The sequence below is a fragment of the Litoreibacter arenae DSM 19593 genome, from assembly GCF_000442275.2.
In the GTDB taxonomy this organism is placed as follows: domain Bacteria; phylum Pseudomonadota; class Alphaproteobacteria; order Rhodobacterales; family Rhodobacteraceae; genus Litoreibacter; species Litoreibacter arenae.
Map to the genome: position 1 here is coordinate 822,382 of NZ_KE557314.1, position 17,433 is coordinate 839,814.

The 17,433-nt window shown below is 59.1% G+C and carries 15 protein-coding genes; 3 read left to right on the forward strand and 12 right to left on the reverse strand.

Annotated elements, in window-relative coordinates:
- Positions 1 to 114: 114 nt before the first annotated feature.
- Positions 115 to 1,431: an ATP-dependent protease ATPase subunit HslU gene (gene hslU, locus THALAR_RS16345; RefSeq protein ID WP_021102705.1), complete on the reverse strand. Its 1,317-nt coding sequence runs from the start codon at positions 1,429 to 1,431 to the stop codon at positions 115 to 117.
- Positions 1,432 to 1,590: 159 nt separating this feature from the next.
- Here hslU and THALAR_RS16350 point away from each other — a divergent pair, with 159 nt between their 5' ends.
- Positions 1,591 to 1,974, forward strand: a complete 384-nt coding sequence (locus THALAR_RS16350) for a DM13 domain-containing protein (protein ID WP_040819088.1) — start codon at positions 1,591 to 1,593, stop codon at positions 1,972 to 1,974.
- Here the strand turns inward: THALAR_RS16350 and THALAR_RS16355 are convergent, their stop codons facing one another.
- Positions 1,975 to 3,060, reverse strand: a complete 1,086-nt coding sequence (locus tag THALAR_RS16355) for a hypothetical protein (protein ID WP_021102707.1) — start codon at positions 3,058 to 3,060, stop codon at positions 1,975 to 1,977.
- Positions 3,053 to 3,610, reverse strand: coding sequence for an ATP-dependent protease subunit HslV (gene hslV / locus THALAR_RS16360; protein ID WP_021102708.1), 558 nt, complete (start codon positions 3,608 to 3,610; stop codon positions 3,053 to 3,055). Before hslV ends, THALAR_RS16355 begins: the two co-directional genes overlap by 8 nt.
- 195 nt (positions 3,611 to 3,805) lie before the next feature.
- Here hslV and THALAR_RS16365 point away from each other — a divergent pair, with 195 nt between their 5' ends.
- Positions 3,806 to 4,987: a Hint domain-containing protein gene (locus tag THALAR_RS16365; RefSeq protein ID WP_051153794.1), complete on the forward strand. Its 1,182-nt coding sequence runs from the start codon at positions 3,806 to 3,808 to the stop codon at positions 4,985 to 4,987.
- Between the two features lie 70 nt (positions 4,988 to 5,057).
- Here the strand turns inward: THALAR_RS16365 and infB are convergent, their stop codons facing one another.
- The 4 genes from infB to rimP are packed head-to-tail and all read right to left on the reverse strand — an operon-like array spanning position 5,058 to position 10,397.
- A complete protein-coding gene (infB, locus tag THALAR_RS16370) occupies positions 5,058 to 7,547 on the reverse strand; it encodes a translation initiation factor IF-2 (protein ID WP_021102710.1) in 2,490 nt (829 codons plus the stop codon).
- Entirely contained in the window at positions 7,544 to 8,179 is a 636-nt protein-coding gene (locus tag THALAR_RS16375) for an RNA-binding protein (RefSeq protein ID WP_021102711.1), read from the reverse strand. The genes infB and THALAR_RS16375 overlap by 4 nt, the downstream gene beginning before the upstream one ends.
- A gap of 25 nt (positions 8,180 to 8,204) precedes the next feature.
- Positions 8,205 to 9,821, reverse strand: a complete 1,617-nt coding sequence (gene nusA / locus THALAR_RS16380) for a transcription termination factor NusA (protein WP_021102712.1) — start codon at positions 9,819 to 9,821, stop codon at positions 8,205 to 8,207.
- Entirely contained in the window at positions 9,822 to 10,397 is a 576-nt protein-coding gene (gene rimP, locus THALAR_RS16385; RefSeq protein WP_021102713.1) for a ribosome maturation factor RimP, read from the reverse strand.
- Positions 10,398 to 10,622: 225 nt separating this feature from the next.
- Between rimP and THALAR_RS18500 the strand changes: the two genes are divergently transcribed.
- The gene (locus tag THALAR_RS18500; RefSeq protein WP_021102714.1) at positions 10,623 to 10,763 is read left to right on the forward strand and encodes a hypothetical protein; all 141 of its coding nucleotides are present in this window, start codon (positions 10,623 to 10,625) and stop codon (positions 10,761 to 10,763) included.
- A 58-nt stretch (positions 10,764 to 10,821) separates the two neighbouring features.
- On the opposite strand, the gene THALAR_RS16390 is transcribed toward THALAR_RS18500, so the two are convergent.
- The 5 genes from THALAR_RS16390 to pip all read right to left on the reverse strand — a co-directional run bounded on the left by THALAR_RS16390 (position 10,822) and on the right by pip (position 17,369).
- A complete protein-coding gene (locus THALAR_RS16390) occupies positions 10,822 to 12,366 on the reverse strand; it encodes an ABC transporter substrate-binding protein (protein ID WP_040819092.1) in 1,545 nt (514 codons plus the stop codon).
- 75 nt (positions 12,367 to 12,441) lie between these two features.
- The gene (locus THALAR_RS16395) at positions 12,442 to 14,088 is read right to left on the reverse strand and encodes an ABC transporter ATP-binding protein (RefSeq protein WP_040819098.1); all 1,647 of its coding nucleotides are present in this window, start codon (positions 14,086 to 14,088) and stop codon (positions 12,442 to 12,444) included.
- Positions 14,085 to 15,284 carry an ABC transporter permease gene (locus THALAR_RS16400; protein WP_021102718.1) on the reverse strand — a complete coding sequence of 400 codons (1,200 nt, stop codon included), beginning with the start codon at positions 15,282 to 15,284 and terminating at the stop codon, positions 14,085 to 14,087. Before THALAR_RS16400 ends, THALAR_RS16395 begins: the two co-directional genes overlap by 4 nt.
- Positions 15,281 to 16,279: an ABC transporter permease gene (locus tag THALAR_RS16405; RefSeq protein WP_040819100.1), complete on the reverse strand. Its 999-nt coding sequence runs from the start codon at positions 16,277 to 16,279 to the stop codon at positions 15,281 to 15,283. Before THALAR_RS16405 ends, THALAR_RS16400 begins: the two co-directional genes overlap by 4 nt.
- A gap of 100 nt (positions 16,280 to 16,379) precedes the next feature.
- On the reverse strand, positions 16,380 to 17,369 hold the full coding sequence (pip, locus tag THALAR_RS16410) for a prolyl aminopeptidase (RefSeq protein ID WP_021102720.1): 990 nt from the start codon (positions 17,367 to 17,369) through the stop codon (positions 16,380 to 16,382).
- Positions 17,370 to 17,433 lie beyond the last annotated feature (64 nt).

A 17,433-nucleotide genomic window follows, 5' to 3' on the forward strand; every position in this document is an offset into this window, starting at 1 on the left:
GTTCGCTCAGTTGCCGCGGGCAGTTCCGCCGGAACCCGCGCGAGTCCCCCCCGATACGAGCAAGCCGCCAGTAGCAGCATGGTGACAACGAGGAGGAACTTTGCCCTCATGGTGTCACAGAACGTAACGGCTGAGGTCGGCGGATCTGGCCAACTCGCCCAAGTGTTTCTCGACGAACTCGGCGTTTATCTCGACTTCGTCGCCAGCGCGATCGGGCGCGGTAAAGCTCAGCTCCTCGAACACGCGCTCCATGACTGTGTAGAGCCTGCGCGCGCCGATGTTTTCGACCGACTGGTTCACCTCAGCCGCGATCCGGGCCAAGGCGGCGATGCCGTTCTCGGTAAAGGATACGGTAACGTCCTCGGTGCCCATAAGTGCGGTGTATTGCAGGGTTAGCGCGTTGTCGGTTTCGGTCAGGATGCGCACGAAATCCTCCTCGGTGAGGGCGCGTAGCTCGACTCGAATGGGAAGGCGCCCTTGCAATTCTGGCAGTAAATCCGACGGCTTTGCAATATGGAAGGCGCCCGAGGCGATGAACAGCACATGGTCGGTCTTGACCGGCCCATGTTTTGTCGAAACCGTCGTGCCTTCGATCAGTGGCAGCAAGTCGCGCTGCACCCCTTCCCGGCTGACATCGGCGCCGCGCGCGTCCGAGCGGGCGCAGACTTTGTCGATCTCGTCCAGAAATACGATGCCGTTCTGCTCAACCGCTTCGATTGCGTTTTGTGTGACGGTTTCCTGATCCAGCAGCTTGTCCGCCTCGTCGGCGACCAGCACCTCGTAGGATTCAGAGACCTTCATCTTACGCTTGGTCGTCCGTCCGCCCATCGCTTTGCCGAACAGATCGCCAAGGTTCAACATGCCAGCGCCGCCCATGCCGGGCTGGCCCGGAATGTCGAGCATCTGGAAGGGGTTGCTGCCACCCGAGTCCGCCACGTCCAGCTCGATCTCCTTATCGTCCAGCAAGCCATCACGCAGCTTTTTGCGGAACATTTCCCGGGTACCTTCACGCGCCTCGGTTCCTGCCAGCGCGTCGATAACGCGCTCTTCAGCCGCTTCATGCGCGGCGGCTTTTACGTCCTCGCGCATATGCTCGCGGGTCATCAGGATTGCGGCGTCCACCAGATCGCGAATGATCTGTTCCACGTCACGACCGACATAGCCCACCTCGGTGAACTTTGTGGCCTCGACCTTCAGGAACGGCGCGCGGGCCAGTTTTGCCAGACGGCGCGAGATCTCGGTTTTGCCGACGCCCGTGGGCCCGATCATCAGGATGTTCTTGGGATAGACTTCGTCGCGCAGATCGTCGGGCAGTTGTTTGCGCCGCCAGCGGTTGCGCAAGGCCACAGCAACAGCACGTTTGGCGTCTTTCTGCCCGATGATGAAGCGATCCAGCTCGGATACGATTTCGCGGGGGGTCAGGTCGGTCACAGGGGCATCCTTTTCGTTTGAAAGTGTTTTAGACCTATGGTCGGGCACCCGCAACTTGAAGGGTGCAGTCACGGAAGCTGACGTTTGCGTGTCGGGGGCTATCCGTATGGGAATTTTCGACGAATACTCCGGTCATCACATCAATCAATGGAGGTTTCCATGATCTCTCGTCGTTCAATCCTTCGTGGCGCCCTTACTGTCTCGACAGTCGCGGCGCTTCCTGCATTCGCTGGTGGCCACGGTCGCATCGGGAAATTCCAAGGCGCGAGTAATCACAAGACCACTGGCCGGGCCGAGCTGGTCAAAAGCGGCTCTGGCGGTTCGGTGCAGTTGCTGGGCGACTTTACCTTCGACGGCGCACCTGATCCGAAAGTCGCGCTGGGTAACAACGGCTTTGACCCCAAGACCATCATGGGGTCTCTCAAATCCAACAACGGCGCGTCCAGCTACACGATTCCTGCGGGCATCAACCCTGACGACTACAACGAGGTCTGGATCTGGTGTGAGAAATTCAACGTGCCTTTGGGCGTCGCCAGGCTGTGATCACTCCGGCACCGCCAGCCCGTCCTCATAGGGTGGCAGGCGGTGCTTGCCGGGGAAGTCCGGCAGCAGACCTAGAAGCCACGCGCGGGCTTGCGTCCAGAATGCGCCAAGCGATGTGACGAAAAGCCCAAGCAGCAGCATGGTAAGAACCGGCGCCAGCTCGGAGCCGGTTTCGTTGATCGCAGTGCCAAGCAACAGGCCCATATAGACCAGACCGGCAGTCAGGAAACTGCGCCGGTCAATGATGACAGCCAGCAGCGTAAACAGCGCTAGAACAAAGATCGCAAGGCCGGTCCCGACGGAGCCGCCCGCCTGATAATTCGACATCACAAGTGTGTTCACCAACGCAGGCGCAGCGAGGATGTGAAGCCAGAAGGCGGAGGCGGACTTGCGGCTGACCCTATGCGGGTCTTGCAGGTCAAACCAAAGCGCCCCGCAAAAGGCCATCACCCCGAACACCAAGGTGCCAAGCGCCAGATACGGTTGACGCCGCAGGTCGAAATAGTCGGTGACACTGGCGGTGTAGGACGTGTTTGTCGGGAACAGCACCTCGACCACGGCAATCACCGTGATGATGCCAAATACCCCAAGCGCGAACATGGCGAACGGAAGGCGAAATACGCGGTAATAGCCAAGCATCGCTGCGGCCCCGATCGCGCCAATCAGCAGAGCATCGTATGGCGATGCGCCCTGATAGGGCCCCACGAGAAGCGCAAACACCGTCAGCGCGACACTTCCTGCGAACGCGATGCACAGTGCGATGGACGGGAGCGACATGCGCCGCTTCTTGGTAAAATAGAAGGCAAGCAAAACCGAAATCACCACAGACATCGCCGGGATCAGAGCAAGGTTTCCGAAGAATGCGGACAAGCCAATAAAGCCGGAAATCAACAGGACCAGACCAACAGTCACGAATATCTCGGCAAAGCCCTTGAACAGCTCGAACGGCTCATCGTCGCCGATCATGTTGGCGCGGTAGCCTTGACGTTGATCCGACAGGATCATCAGCTTGGTGGCTTGCGCCTCATCCAAAACACCCGAGGCGACGGCGGCACGTAGGTCGTCGCGGGAAATTCCTTCAGGCATCTATTGTTTCCACCGTCAGGTTGCCGTTGGTGTAGACGCAAATATCGGCGGCGATCTTCATGGCGTCCCGCGCGATGGTTTCCGCATCCTTGTCGGTGTCCATCATGGCCCGGCCGGCGGCCAAAGCGAAATTGCCGCCCGATCCGATGGCGGTGATGTCATGTTCCGGCTCCAACACATCACCGGCGCCGGTGATGACGAACAGGTCCTTGCCGTCGGTCACGATCAGCATGGCTTCGAGGTTTTTCAGATACTTGTCTGTGCGCCAGTCTTTCGCCAACTCCACCGCCGCGCGGGCCAATTGACCGGGGGAGGCTTCCAGTTTGGTTTCAAGCCGTTCCAGCAGGGTAAATGCGTCAGCGGTCGAGCCCGCAAAGCCTGCAACCACATCCATTCCGCCCGGTGACAAGCGTCGCACCTTGCGCGCGGTGCCTTTCATCACAGTTTGACCGACGGAGACCTGTCCGTCACCCGCAATGACCACCTTGCCGCCCTTACGAACGCCAACGATGGTCGTACCGTGCCAACCCGGGAATTTGTCGTCGGACATACTGCTCTCCTTCTGTGTCTTGAGCGACATATAGTCATGGAAGTGGACAGGCGCAAAGAGATGCGGCGATTTCTCAGTGCCTTACCTTCAAGTTAAGATTTGCGCGGTTTCCCCGCAAATTTGCCTTAAACTTCAGCTATATTCGAATCGCTCACGTAATGAATGGCGAGGGGCAAAGCAGTGCCTGATCTCTTATTGGGCGGTATTGCGATTAACGAGGTCCTCGTTGACCCCAATGGCGCAAACAATTTTGACACGGATGGAAACGGCGTCGCGCGTGGCGGCGACGAGTTTCTTGAGCTTATAAACACGTCCGGTAGCGCGATTGATATCTCGGGGCTGGAGCTTTGGGATTCCGGCCGCGATAACTGGTTTACGTTTCCTCCGGGCACAATACTGGAGGCGGGCGCGGTTGCTGTGGTCGTCCGCAACGTCCAAAACGGTGGCAACTTACCGGCGGTCGCTGGTGACAATCTGGCATTCGACGCGAATTATAGCAGTAATGTTTTCAACAATGGCGGCGACAATCTCGTTGTCTACGATCCAGCGAACGACGAGTTCATTCAGGCCACTTACAATGGCGACACGCTGGATGATCCGACCAGCGGGTCCGGATATTCAGGTTTTTCCAGTACGGCGACGCGCGTCGGGTCCGGCGAAAACTTCGGCAATGACCAAGACGGGTTTTCCATCCAACGCGGTGGTGCGGGTTTCACGAACAACTCTACCCCGACGCCCGGTGCGCCTAACGTGTGTTTTGCGTCCGGAACGATGCTACAGACGCCGCACGGCTTCACCGAGATTGAGCGCTTAAGGGCGGGTGATCTGGTAAACACTCGCGACAGTGGTTTTCAACCGATCCGCAGGATTTTTGCGCGACGTGTCAGCTTTGCCGAAGTTGTGAGGGACAAGTCGCTCGTGCCTGTTTGCGTGGATTCAAAGGTCTTGGGTTTGGGCGCGGAACAACGCCCGCTTAGTGTGTCCCGCCACCATAGGCTGCTTGTCACAGGCAAGATTGCGCAACGCATGTTCGGGCATCAGGAGCTTCTGGTTCCTGCCAAGGATTTGCTGGGTTGTGATGGCGTTACGGTCGAAACCCCTAAGACAGGCTTTTACTTCTTCCATGTTCTTCTGGAAAAACACCATGTCTTGAATGCAAACGGGATTGCAGCCGAGAGCTTGTTCTTGGGCGCTGAATCGCTAAAGGCGATATCGGATGCGGCGCGCGAGGAATTGGAAATCCTGTTTCCGGGATCGTTGAATACACCTGGGCAAACGATGCCTCACTCAGCAAGGATGCTCGCCTCGGGAGCGCGTGCGCGTCAGATGGTTCGGCGGTATGCCAAGAACGATAAAATGCCGCTCGCCATGTTCTAGACTGGCGGCATCACATAAAAAAGGCCCCGGCATTCCTGTGCGGGGCCTTCTGTTTTTCTGGGTATGAGCCTTAGTCCAGCGAACGCTCGACTTCCTCACGGGTGAAGATCTCGATCACGTCGCCCGGGCGGATGTCATCATAGGCTTCAAACGCCATGCCGCATTCCTGACCGGACTGAACCTCCGGCACTTCGTCCTTGAAGCGCTTGAGGGTTTTCAGCGTGCCTTCGTGGATCACAACGTTGTCGCGCAGCAGACGCACACCGGCAGAGCGGCGGGCCACCCCTTCGGTAACGAGGCAGCCAGCAACCTTGCCGACGCCGGTAACCTTGAAGACTTCCTTGATCTCGGCATAGCCGATGAAGCTTTCCTTGATCTCGGCGGACAACAGGCCGGAGGCCGCTTGCTTCACGTCATCCACAAGGTCGTAGATGATCGAATAGTAGCGGATTTCCACGCCTTTCTGGTTGGCGGTATTCCGGGCGGATGCATTTGCCCGCACGTTAAAGCCGAATACCGGTGCGCCGGAGGCTTCGGCCAGACCGATATCGCTTTCCGTGATGGCGCCAACGCCGGAGTGCAGAACGCGCACGCGCACCTCGTCGTTGCCGATTTTCTCCATCGCCTGAACGATAGCTTCGGCAGAACCCTGCACGTCGGCTTTCACCAGGATCGGCATTTCGGAGACGTTCTCGTCATCCTTGGCTTTTGCCATCAACTGCTCAAGCGTCGTTGCTGCACCAGCGGCAGCGCGTTTGTCCTTGGCGGCATTCGCGCGGTACTCGGCGATTTCGCGGGCTTGTGCTTCGGTGTCGACGACGTTCAGAACATCGCCCGCTTCCGGCGTTCCGTTGAGACCAAGAACCTCGACAGGCACTGACGGTCCGGCTTCCTTCACGCGGTCGCCTTGGTCGTTGATCAGCGCACGGACCTTACCGTACTGCTCACCCACAACGAAGATGTCGCCTTGGCGCAGCGTGCCATTTTGAACCAGAACCGTCGCCACGGGGCCGCGGCCTACGTCCAGCTGCGCCTCGATCACAGCGCCGGAGGCGGAGCGGTCAGGGTTGGCTTTCAGCTCAAGAATTTCTGACTGAAGCGCGATGGCTTCGAGCAGTTCATCAAGGCCCTGACCTGTGGTCGCGGACACTTCGACGTCCTGCACGTCACCGGACATTTTCTCGACGATCACTTCGTGCTGAAGCAGATCGGTGCGAACCTTGTCGGGGTTTGCCTCGTGCTTGTCGATTTTGTTGATCGCGACGATCATCGGAACCCCGGCCGCCTTAGCGTGGTTAATCGCTTCGATGGTCTGCGGCATAACGGCGTCATCGGCGGCCACAACCAGAACCACGATATCGGTCACCTGCGCACCACGGGCACGCATGGAGGTAAACGCGGCGTGGCCCGGCGTGTCGAGGAAGGTCAGCTCCTTGCCGTCCTGCTCGACCTGGTAGGCGCCGATATGCTGCGTGATGCCGCCAGCTTCGCCAGCGGTCACGCGGGCGTTGCGGATCGCGTCAAGCAGCGAGGTCTTGCCGTGGTCGACGTGACCCATGATCGTAATGACCGGTGCGCGTGGTTTGAGGTCTTTTTCGTCGTCCTCAACCTGCGTGATCACGTCCTCAACGTCGGAGTCGGAGACGCGCACCACGTTGTGGCCGAATTCTTCGATGATCAGCTCGGCGGTGTCTGCGTCGATGGTCTGCGTTTGCGTTGCCATGATGCCGTTGGTCATCAGCGCTTTGACCACATCGGCCACGCGTTCCGCCATGCGGACAGCAAGTTCGGAAACCACGATGGCTTCGGGCAGTTGCACATCGCGAACGATCTTTTCACGCTCTACCGTGCCGCCCATCGCCTTCTGACGCGCACGCTCCTGCTTACGCTTCATCGCGGCCATGGACTTGTGGCGACCCTCGCCACCGCGCAGGGCTTGGTTCAGCGTCAGCTTGCCGGAGCGGCGTCCGTCATCAACACGGGCCTTGCCGCCTTTGGTGTCACGGTCATCGCGGTCACGGCGTGCAGGCGTCGGGGCGGCTTTGCCACCGCCACGCGGACCGGCCGGAGCAACCGCAGGTTCACCGGGAACAGCCGCAGCAGCAGGTGGCGCATCGGCACGTTGCTTGGCCTCTTCGGCTTCACGCAGCTTGCGGGCGTCTTCTTCTTCTTTCGCACGCAGCGCGTCCTCGCGCTCTTTTTCTTCGCGCTCTTTGGCTTCCGCCTCGGCGCGACGGCGCTCACGCTCTTGCGCGCGCTCTTCTTCTTCGCGGGCGCGACGTTCGGCGTCGGCGGCCTCTTGTTCCTTGGCCGCCTGAAGCGCCTTCATGCGGCGATCCATTTCCGCATCGGAGATGCCGGCAGGACGTTTGGCAGGATCACCGACAGAGGGCGATCCAGTAATGGAAGGTTTCGCGCCACCGGGTTTTGGCACCACTACGCGTTTGCGCTTGGTTTCCACCACCACGTTCTTGGTGCGCCCATGGCTGAAGCTTTGCTTCACGTTGCCGGGACGCGCGCCTTTAAGGCCAAGGGGTTTTTTACCGTCACTATCGCTCATGCGTCGTCTTTTCCTTTCGGGCGGGATTTCTTTCCGCCGCTATGTCCGCGGACACCTTTCAGCCTGATGCCCTCAGCTTTGACTTGTTTGCTGAGTCCACCACGCGTTAAGGCGCCATGTATCACACTTTCCCGACCGAAAGCCAAACCCAATTCCTGGGCAGTCAAACAGCCTATAAATACGTCTTTTCCGGGTGGCGAATGGAGCTTCGATTTGCCCCTTTCGGACCCGTCGCTGGCTTGCACCAGCAAGGTTGCGCGGTCGGTTTCCAGAAGGCTTTTGACCTTCTCGTATCCCGTCACCGCCTGCCCCGCCTTTCGCGCCAGCGAGATCAGATCGACCAACCGGCGGGCCAGTAGCTTGTCGGTCTGCTCGAACAAATCGTCGGGCACTGTGACCTGTTCCTTGGCGGAGCGCGAAAAGGCCTTCGTCTTGATCGCCTTTTGCAACGCATCCTTGTCCGCGCTTACCCAAATGCCACGGCCGGGCAACTTGTTCCGCACGTCCGGCACCGCCTGACCTTCCGGCCCGACGACGAAACGGATCATCAGGGCCGGATCGCGCAGCTCACCAGTGGCGATGCAGCGTCGCTCCAACCCGTCCCGTTCCTTTTCCTGACCGCCGCGGCTCATTGCGCTGGATCCCCGAGACCTGAGATCAGGCCCCGGCCTCCTCGGTTGCGGCTTCGCCTTCTTCCTCGTCGTCCGAGGCCAGATCGGCGGGATCAACCCAACCAAGCTGGATGCGAGCGGTCATGACCATATTCTGCGCTTCCTCAAGCGAGACGTCGAAAGGCTCCAGAACCCCGTCGTCTTTGGACCGTTCGCCATTCACCGTGGTCCAGCCACCGGCCAGTTCCCAGTCAGCGCAGGTTGCAAAGTCTTCCAGCGTTTTCACATCGTCCTTGGCCAGCGCTTCCACCATTTGGGGTGTCAGGCCTTCAAATTCAATGAGGCTATCTTGCGCACCCAGCTCGCGGGCTGTTTCCAGGGCTTTCTTGGCCTGTGCTTCCAGATAGTCGCGGGCACGGGCTTGCAGCTCCGACGCGGTGTCGTCGTCAACACCGTCGATGACCAGCAGCTCGTCCACTTCGACATAGGCGACTTCTTCCAGCGAGGTGAAACCTTCGGACACCAGCAGTTGTGCGAAGAATTCGTCGAGGTCCAGCGTTTCCATGAACAGCTTGGTGCGCACTTCGAATTCAGCCTGACGACGCGCGGATTCCTCTTCCTCGGTCATGATGTCGATATCGAGGCCGGTCAGTTGCGACGCAAGACGCACGTTCTGGCCGCGACGGCCAATCGCCAGCGACAGCTGCTCTTCGGGAACCACGACTTCGATACGCTCGGCTTCTTCATCCAGAACAACCTTGGAGACTTCGGCAGGCTGAAGCGCGTTCACAAGGAAGGTCGGCTGGTCTTCGTTCCATGGGATGATGTCGATCTTCTCGCCCTGAAGCTCGTTCACGACGGCCTGAACGCGGGAGCCGCGCATACCGACGCAGGCACCGACTGGGTCGATGGAGCTATCGTGCGAAATCACGGCGATCTTGGCGCGCGAGCCCGGGTCACGAGCCACGGCCTTGATCTCGATGATGCCATCATAGATTTCCGGCACTTCCATCTTGAACAGTTCCGCCATGAACTGAGGATCGGTGCGCGACAGGAAAATCTGCGGGCCACGCACTTCGCGGCGCACATCCTTGATGTAGACGCGGATGCGGTCGTTCGGACGGTAGCTTTCGCGGCCGATCTTTTCGTTGCGGCGCAGGATCGCTTCGCCACGGCCAATGTCGACGATGACGTTGCCGTATTCCTCGCGCTTGACCTGACCGTTGATGATCGTGCCGACGCGGTCTTTGAATTCTTCGTACTGACGATCACGCTCCGCTTCGCGGACCTTTTGCAAGATAACCTGCTTGGCGGATTGCGCGGCGATGCGGCCCATTTCAACCGGGGGCACTTCGTCAACGATTGTGTCGCCAATCTTGGGATCGTCCAGATAATCCTTGGCGTCCTCGACATTCAACTCGGCGCGGTCGTTCTCAATCTCGTCGTCAGCCACAACGGTGCGCACGCGGGTAAAGGTCGCTTTACCCGTCTTGCGGTCGATGGAAACGCGGATGTCCAGCTCAGCGCCGTAGCGCGACTTGGCGGCACGGGCGAGCGATTCTTCCATCGCTTCGACAACCAGTTCCGGGTCGATCATTTTCTCGCGGGCCACGGCCTCGGCGGTTTGCAGCAGTTCCAGCTGGTTGGCTGAGGTAATTGCCATTTAGGAGTCTCCTTCACCATCGACGATTTGTTGCACTTCGTCGAATTGGGTTTCGTCAATATCGCCCGCGTCTTTGCGGTTTTTCAGAACATCGCGGATCAGCTCGTCGGTCAGCACCAGTTTGGCGTCGGTGAGCCATTCGAATTTCAGGCCGATTGTGCCTTCTTCAATCGTGATCAGAACCTCGTCACCTTCGACACCTGCCAACTGCCCCTTGAAGCGGCGGCGGCCGTCGATCAGTTCTTCGGTTTCAATTTTCGCCTCATAGCCTTCCCACATCTCGAAATCTTTCAGACGGGTTAGCGGACGGTCGATGCCGGGGCTGGAAACCTCAAGGCTGTATTCGCCGGCAATCGGGTCTTCGACATCGAAGACCGCGGACAAGGCAGTAGAAATCGTCGCACAGTCGTCGACCTCAATGCCGCCCTCGGGCTTTTCGGCCATAACTTGCACGGTATCGGTTTTGCCACCAAGCAGACGCATCCGCACGAGCTCGTAGCCCAGACCCTCGATAACGGGTTGGGCAATCTCGGCCAGACGGCGGTCGATGGCGGCTTTGGCGATCAGATCAGACATAGTTTCCTTAGAGGCACAAAAAAACGGGCGCGCGGCCCGTTGATGTTTCCCGGTGGAGCGTTGGGGTGGAGACCAGCGCGCCGCTGTTGAGGGGGATATAGGGGAAGGCGGGTGAGTCTGCAAGTTTTGTTTGAAGAGGGTTCTGCGAAGGGCCGTAAACCCGTCCAAAATCTGCCCCATTCCGAAATTAACCCTTTCTCCAGTCAATTCGGAAGGAGAACGAAAATGGACTTTAGTAGCCTTGGCGTAGTTGCCTCTGTCGGTGGCGGCGCGTTTCTGTGTGGCGTTGCCGTCATGTATGTCGTGATGAACCGCACTTGGAAGAAACGCGATGCGGAGCGCACGGAGCGCGCGGCAACAGTTTAACCAACAAAAAACGCCCCGCCAAATGGACGGGGCGTTTTCTTTTGTCAGATGGAGTCGCTTACGCGAACCACCAGCGTTCCGCCATGCGGGAGCCGTCCATCTGGAAGTTGTTCCCGATGTTCTCCCCATGCGCCAGCGCAGACGACGCCGCGTCCACGTAGTTGGCGTACATCGGAATGACGGTGGACCCGCGGGTCGACAGGATTTCCTGCATCTCGTGATAAATCACGCGGCGTTTGTCGCTGTCGAGTTCCTTGCGACCCGCATAAAGCAGTTCCTGGAAGCGCGGATCGTCCCAGTTGCTTTCGTTCCACGGCACACCCGCCTCATAGGCGGTTGCGAACATCCAGTCCTCCGTGGCGCGGCCCGAGTAGTAGCTGGCGCACCAAGGCTTCTTGAGCCAGACGTTCGACCAGTAGCCGTCATCGGGTTCCTGCACGACATTGATGTTGATGCCGAGTTTCTTCGCTGACGACTGATAAAGCTGCCCCGCGTCGATCGCCCCGTTGAACGCAGCGTTCGCGATGTGAAGATCGACGTTCAATTCCCCGATACCGGACTTGTCGAGGTGGAATTTCACCTTGTCGGGATCATACTCGATCTGCGGAAGATCGGCGGCGTAGTATTGGTTTGCCGGGCCAATCGGATGGTCGTTGGCGACTGCGCCGTGGCCTTGCAAGATCTTGTCCACCAGTTCCTGACGATCAACCGCGTGTTTCAACGCCAGACGCACGTCGAGATTATCGAACGGTGCTACATTGGACAGCATCGGCAACGTGTAGTGCTGGTTGCCCGTCACTTCGAAAATCGTGATGCGAGGGTTGGCGCGCATCAGCGGCTCGGTTTTGAAGTCGATGCGGTTCACGGCGTCGACCTGACCCGTCATCAACGCGTTCATGCGGGCAGATGTGTCGTTGATTGCGATGTATTCGATCTCGTCGAACCAACCGGCAGAGCCGTCCTTGTAGTGGCTGGCAACGCGCTTGCCGACGAAACGCACGCCGGGGTCGAAGGAGACGGCCTCATACAAGCCGGTGCCAATACCTTTGGCGATGGCTTCGTCGACCTGGCCTGCCGGGAACATCACGATATGGTAGTCAGACAGCAGGAACGGGAAGTCGGCATTGCCTGCTTCCAAAGTCAACTCGACTTCGTGCTCGTTAATTTTTTTCATCTCGCTAATAGCCGACACGATCGGCTGTGCCGCCGATTTCGCGCCTTCGGCGGTGTGCATCGCCAGCGATTCCAGCACGTCGTCGGCGCCGAACGCTTTGCCGTTATGGAAGGTCACACCCTGGCGCAGCTTGAAGGTCCAGACTTTGGCGTCGGGGCTGGCTTCCCAGCTTTCTGCAAGCTCCCCGCGCAACTGGCCGTCGGGGCCCACTTCGGTCAGGCAGTCGAAAACGCAACCATGACAACAGTTGATCATGAAGGCGTCGGAATGGGTCCGTGCGTCCCAGCTATCAGAGGTATTGGCCCCGTTGAGGCCCATCCGCAGGCGGCCGCCCCTCTTGGCTTGGGCTCGCAGCGGCAAGCCCGTCGCCGACAGAACGCCCGCAGCAACGCCCGTCTTGAGCAGGCTGCGTCTTGAAATTTGTGACATGAGTGGTCTCCCAGTTGGTTATCGTTAGTGCGGTTGATCCGCAGTTATATCCACCTCCCCAAGAGGCGATTCGTTTTACATCTTATCAACAGCGGCGTCGCCGAGGTTATCAACTCCACGTTCGCGCAGAAGATTGTCCAGCCAGTCCGGGTCCATTTCCGGCACCGAAGACAGCAGAAGGTCGGTGTAGGGGTGGTGCGGCGGCGTGAACATTTCCTTCTTTGGCCCCTGTTCCACCACTTCGCCTTCCTTCATCACGATCACCTCGTCCGCGATGGACCGCACGGTAGCCAGATCGTGGGTGATGAACATATAGCTGAGGCCCAGCTCATCCTGTAACTTTGCAAGCAAGCGCAGTATGCCTTCGGCCACCAGTTGGTCCAGCGCCGACGTCACCTCGTCGCAGATAATAAACTTAGGCTCCGCCGCCAAAGCCCGCGCGATGCCAATACGTTGCTTTTGGCCGCCAGACAGCTCGGACGGAAGCCGGTTGAAGTATTCCGTCGGCTCTAGCTCGATCTCGGCCAACAATTCCTCAACGCGCTTGCGCTTCTCGCGGCCTTTTAGTCCCATGTAGAATTCGACAGGCCGCCCGATGGTTTCCCCGATGCTCTTGCGCGGGTTCAGGGCCGTATCTGCCATCTGGTAAATCATCTGCGCCTGACGCAGCTGGTCCTTGTTGCGCTGCTTGTAGCTAAGCGGCAGCGGCGTGCCGTCAAATTCGATATGCCCGATACGCGGCGGCAAAAGGCCGGTGATGCAGCGTGCGGTGGTCGACTTTCCGGAGCCGGACTCGCCCACAACCGCCACCGTGCGACCGGCGTGAATGTCAAAGCTGACATCGTGCAGGACATCCACGGTGCCATAAGCGGCGGTCACGTTCTGGATACTGACGACCGGGGTGGCGCTCACGTTGATCGCGGGTTTCGTGGGGCGCTCGAAGCTGCGCACGGCCCAAAGGGATTTGGTATATTCTTCCTTCGGCGCGGACAGCATGGTGCGGGTGTCCGCCTCTTCGACCTCGTCGCCTTTCAGCAGCACTTTGATCTTGTCCGCCATCTGCGCGACCACGGCCAGATCGTGCGTGATATAGATCGCGGAGGTGTTGAACTGCTCGACGATATCACGAATGGAGGCCAGCACCTCGATCTGGGTCGTCACATCCAGCGCCGTGGTCGGCTCGTCGAAGATAATCAGGTCGGGGCGGCAGGCCATTGCCATCGCCGTCATCGCCCGTTGCAGCTGCCCGCCGGAGACCTGATGCGGATACCGGAAGCCGATTTCTTCGGGGTTGGGCAGGCGCAGGCGGCGATAAAGCTCGATCCCGTCCGCCTCGCTTTCCTTGCGGCTTGCGACGCCGTGTTGAACCGGCCCTTCGGTGTGTTGATCCATCAGCTTGTGGGCGGGGTTGAAACTGGCAGCCGCCGATTGCGCGACATAGGCGATGCGCTTGCCCAAAAGCCCACGCTTCACCGCTGCCGACGCCCGCACCAGATCAATTCCGTCAAATTCAATCGTACCGTTACTGATCCGCACTCCGTCACGAGTATAGCCCATGGCGGCAAGGCCCACGGTGGACTTGCCCGCACCGGATTCGCCGATCATTCCAAGAACCTCGCCCTTTTTCAGGTCGAGGCTGACGCCGTTGATAATCGGGTTCCACGTCTCGTCCGAGCGGCCTTCGATCTTCAGATCGCGAATTTTCAGCAGCACGTCGCTCATTCTTTCAACCCCGAGGATTTGTGTAGCATCCAGTCGACGACGAAGTTTACGGCGACGGTCAGCAACGCGATAGCGCCCGCCGCCAATAACGGAGTGATTGCGACGTTCGGCGCGAAGGAGGCGAAGTTGATGAATTGCGACAGGTCGCGCACCATGGTGCCCCAATCGGCTTTGGGTGGCTGGATGCCCACGCCAAGGAAGCTGAGCGACGCGATGGTCAGGAACACAAAACAGAAGCGAAGCCCGAATTCGGCCAGCAAAGGTGCCAGCGCATTGGGCAACATTTCGCGGAAGATCAGGTAGCCGAGTCCCTCCCCGCGCAACTTTGCGGCCTCGATGTAATCCATCACCACGATGTTCTGCCCGACCGCGCGAGACAGGCGAAACACGCGGGTGCTGTCGATAAGCGCGATGATGAGGATCATGTAGATGGTAACCAGCCACGCCTCACTGCCTGCCCACGCCGTTGCGATGGTCATCAGCAGCAGCGCAAAGATCAGTGCGGGGATGGCCATCATGGCATCGACCATGCGCGACAGAAGCTGATCCAGCCAACCGCCCAAAGTGGCCGCAAGAAAGCCAAGCGTGCCGCCGAGCAGGAACGCCAGACAGGTGGTGATGAAGGCAATGCCAACTGTGTTCTGAGCGCCGTAGATCAAGCGGCTGAGAATGTCGCGGCCGATTTGGTCGGTGCCAAGCGGGAATTCCGGGTTGCCCCCCAGCGCCGGATCACCGCCCGCGACGATATTTGCATTCGCCAGAATCTCCTCCTGCCCGTAAGGCGCAATGAAGCCGGCGAAGATCGACACAATCGCATAGGCAATGATGATCATGACCCCAAACGCGGCTGTCAGCGGCATGGAGCGGAACAGCTTTTTGCTGCCCTCTGTCCCGACATTGCGGAAGATCGTCCGGAACACCCACGCGGCGGCGGCAGCCATCAGCAGGCCCATCACGGCCCAGCGGAAGAAGATCACGCCAGCTTGCGGCACGCCGTCCACGTCCTTGGGTTGGAAGAAATACCATAGCGAGAATATGATCGCGGCTGTCGCCAGCACGTACCCAAACGCAACGCCAAGCGGCATGTCGCGGAAATAGGGTTTGTTGTCGGTCGCCTTCTGCGCGGCCGAACGGAAGCCCCACGCAATGGCGAGCATCACGAGCAAACCTCCGATGATCCAGATCAGGGCGGTCATTTCGGATGCCTCAGGCGCGGGTTGGAGATGATCGACAGAATATCCGCCGTCAGGTTGAGCAGAATATAGACCGCCGCGAAGATCAGGCAGCAGGCTTGCACCACGGGGATGTCACGGATCTTGACGCTGTCCACGAACAACTGGCCGATGCCGGGATAGACGAAGACCACTTCGACCACGACGACGCCGGTAACCAGATAGGCGAGGTTCAATGCAACAACTGTGATGATCGGTGCCAGCGCATTCGGCAGGGCGTGGGTTACGATCACCCGCATGGGTGAAAGCCCCTTCAGCCGCGCCATTTCGATGTATGGCGAGGCCAGCAGATTGATGATGGCGGCGCGCGTCATCCGCATCATCTGTGCGGTAACGGCCAGCGTCAGGGTCAATGCGGGCAGCATGGTTTTGTTCAGCCGGTCGCTGAATTCCATGCCCGGAAAGATGTTGGACAGGGACGGGAACACTGGGTTCAGCACCGCGAGAAACAGGATCAGAATATAGGCCAGAAAGAACTCGGGGCTGGAGATTGCGGATAAGGTCGACACGTTCATCGCCTTGTCGAAAGCCGTATTGCGATAAAGCGCGGTCAGAATGCCGAGCGTCACGGCCAGCGGCACGGAAATCGCGGCGCTGACACCTGCGAGGAAAAGCGTATTCTTCAAACGCGGCACGATCTGGTCCACCACGGTGACCACTTCGCCGCCTGTGCTTGCGCCGGTGAATGACTGGAACAAGGCCTGCGACATCGGGATGCCGAAATCCCCACGCAACACACCGGATAGCCAGCTGAAATACCGCGAGAGCGGGCTTTCATTCAGCCCGAGCTGTTCCCTGATTGCGTTCACCGCCTCTGCGGTTGCCCCTTGTCCAAGAATGGATTCCGCAAAATCTCCGGGCAGTGCGTTAACAGCTATGAATATGATGATTGAAACCGCAAAGAGGGTGAGTAATCCCAACAGCAGCCGTTGTAAGATAATCCGTATGAGTCCAGCCACAGGCTTGTGCACATCCCAGCAGTTTCCCAGAATGGATCGAGCGTAGCGGCTTCGCGCGATCTGTAAACCCGTAGCAGAAAAAATACGCGATTTTGGTGTCTTAGAGTCCCAATTCTGCGTGTCTGAATCGCATGCTGTCCATAATGCGCACAAGCTCGGCGGTTATGGAGGGCTCCGACAGCGCGTGGCCGGAGGCTTTGATCATCCGCAGATCGGCTTTTTCCCAACCATCGGCCAGCCGGTAGGCAGAGATAGGCGGACAGATCATGTCGTACCGTCCCTGCACAATTGTGGTGGGGATATGCTCGATCACATCGCGATTAGCGAGGATCTGGCCGTCGCTTTCGAGAAAGCCCTTGTTGATGAAATAGTGGTTTTCAAGCCGCGCGAAGGCCCTGGCGTAATCGGCTGGCGCGTTTCCGACCTGATGCGTGACCGTCAGGGCGGCAAGCGCGTTTTCCCAGCCAGCCCAGGCCCGCGCAAATTTGGTCTCAAGCGGTATATCGCCGGAGAACAGACGCCGCTGGTAGGCGGCGATCATGTCGTGTTGTTCGTCTGTCGGCACAAGGTCGGCAAACTGTGACCACTGCTCGGGGAAGAACTTCCCCGCACCGCCGCCATAGAACCAGTCCAACTCGGCCTGCGTCATCAGAAAAACGCCGCGCAAGACAAGTTGCGCCGCGCGGTCAGGATGGCTTTGCGCGTATAGCAGCGAAAGCGTGGCACCCCAGCTGCCACCGAAAACGATCCACTTGTCGATGCTGAGGCGTTCGCGGATCAACTCTATATCGCGGATCAGGTGCCAAGTGGTGTTGGCCTCCACGCTGGCATGAGGGCGGGAACGCCCGCACCCGCGTTGGTCGAACAAGACGATGCGATAGGCTGACGGATCAAAATAGCGCCGCATCGCAGGCGAGCAGCCACCGCCCGGCCCGCCGTGCAAAATCACGACCGGGATTCCGTTGGGGTTGCCGCATTGCTCCACATAGATCCGGTGACCGTCGCCCACGTCCAGCATCCGCTGGTCGAAGGGGTCAATCGGCGGGTAGAGATGCGCCACCGCGCGGTTTTGTCCTGACGATCTGTCCATACCGCCCTATATAGTCTGCCAAGCGCCGGGCACCATGCCCGAAAATGACGAAATTCACAGATGA

What these genes read in the sequence shown, in the direction of transcription:
- THALAR_RS16350 (WP_040819088.1), top strand. Translation starts at nt 1,591, where the DNA reads ATGATCTCTCGTCGTTCAATCCTTCGTGGCGCCCTTACTGTCTCGACA.
- THALAR_RS16355 (WP_021102707.1), bottom strand. Translation starts at nt 3,060, where the DNA reads ATGCCTGAAGGAATTTCCCGCGACGACCTACGTGCCGCCGTCGCCTCG.
- hslV (WP_021102708.1), bottom strand. Translation starts at nt 3,610, where the DNA reads ATGTCCGACGACAAATTCCCGGGTTGGCACGGTACGACCATCGTTGGC.
- infB (WP_021102710.1), bottom strand. Translation starts at nt 7,547, where the DNA reads ATGAGCGATAGTGACGGTAAAAAACCCCTTGGCCTTAAAGGCGCGCGT.
- THALAR_RS16375 (WP_021102711.1), bottom strand. Translation starts at nt 8,179, where the DNA reads ATGAGCCGCGGCGGTCAGGAAAAGGAACGGGACGGGTTGGAGCGACGC.
- nusA (WP_021102712.1), bottom strand. Translation starts at nt 9,821, where the DNA reads ATGGCAATTACCTCAGCCAACCAGCTGGAACTGCTGCAAACCGCCGAG.
- rimP (WP_021102713.1), bottom strand. Translation starts at nt 10,397, where the DNA reads ATGTCTGATCTGATCGCCAAAGCCGCCATCGACCGCCGTCTGGCCGAG.
- THALAR_RS18500 (WP_021102714.1), top strand. Translation starts at nt 10,623, where the DNA reads ATGGACTTTAGTAGCCTTGGCGTAGTTGCCTCTGTCGGTGGCGGCGCG.
- THALAR_RS16390 (WP_040819092.1), bottom strand. Translation starts at nt 12,366, where the DNA reads ATGTCACAAATTTCAAGACGCAGCCTGCTCAAGACGGGCGTTGCTGCG.
- THALAR_RS16395 (WP_040819098.1), bottom strand. Translation starts at nt 14,088, where the DNA reads ATGAGCGACGTGCTGCTGAAAATTCGCGATCTGAAGATCGAAGGCCGC.
- THALAR_RS16400 (WP_021102718.1), bottom strand. Translation starts at nt 15,284, where the DNA reads ATGACCGCCCTGATCTGGATCATCGGAGGTTTGCTCGTGATGCTCGCC.
- pip (WP_021102720.1), bottom strand. Translation starts at nt 17,369, where the DNA reads ATGGACAGATCGTCAGGACAAAACCGCGCGGTGGCGCATCTCTACCCG.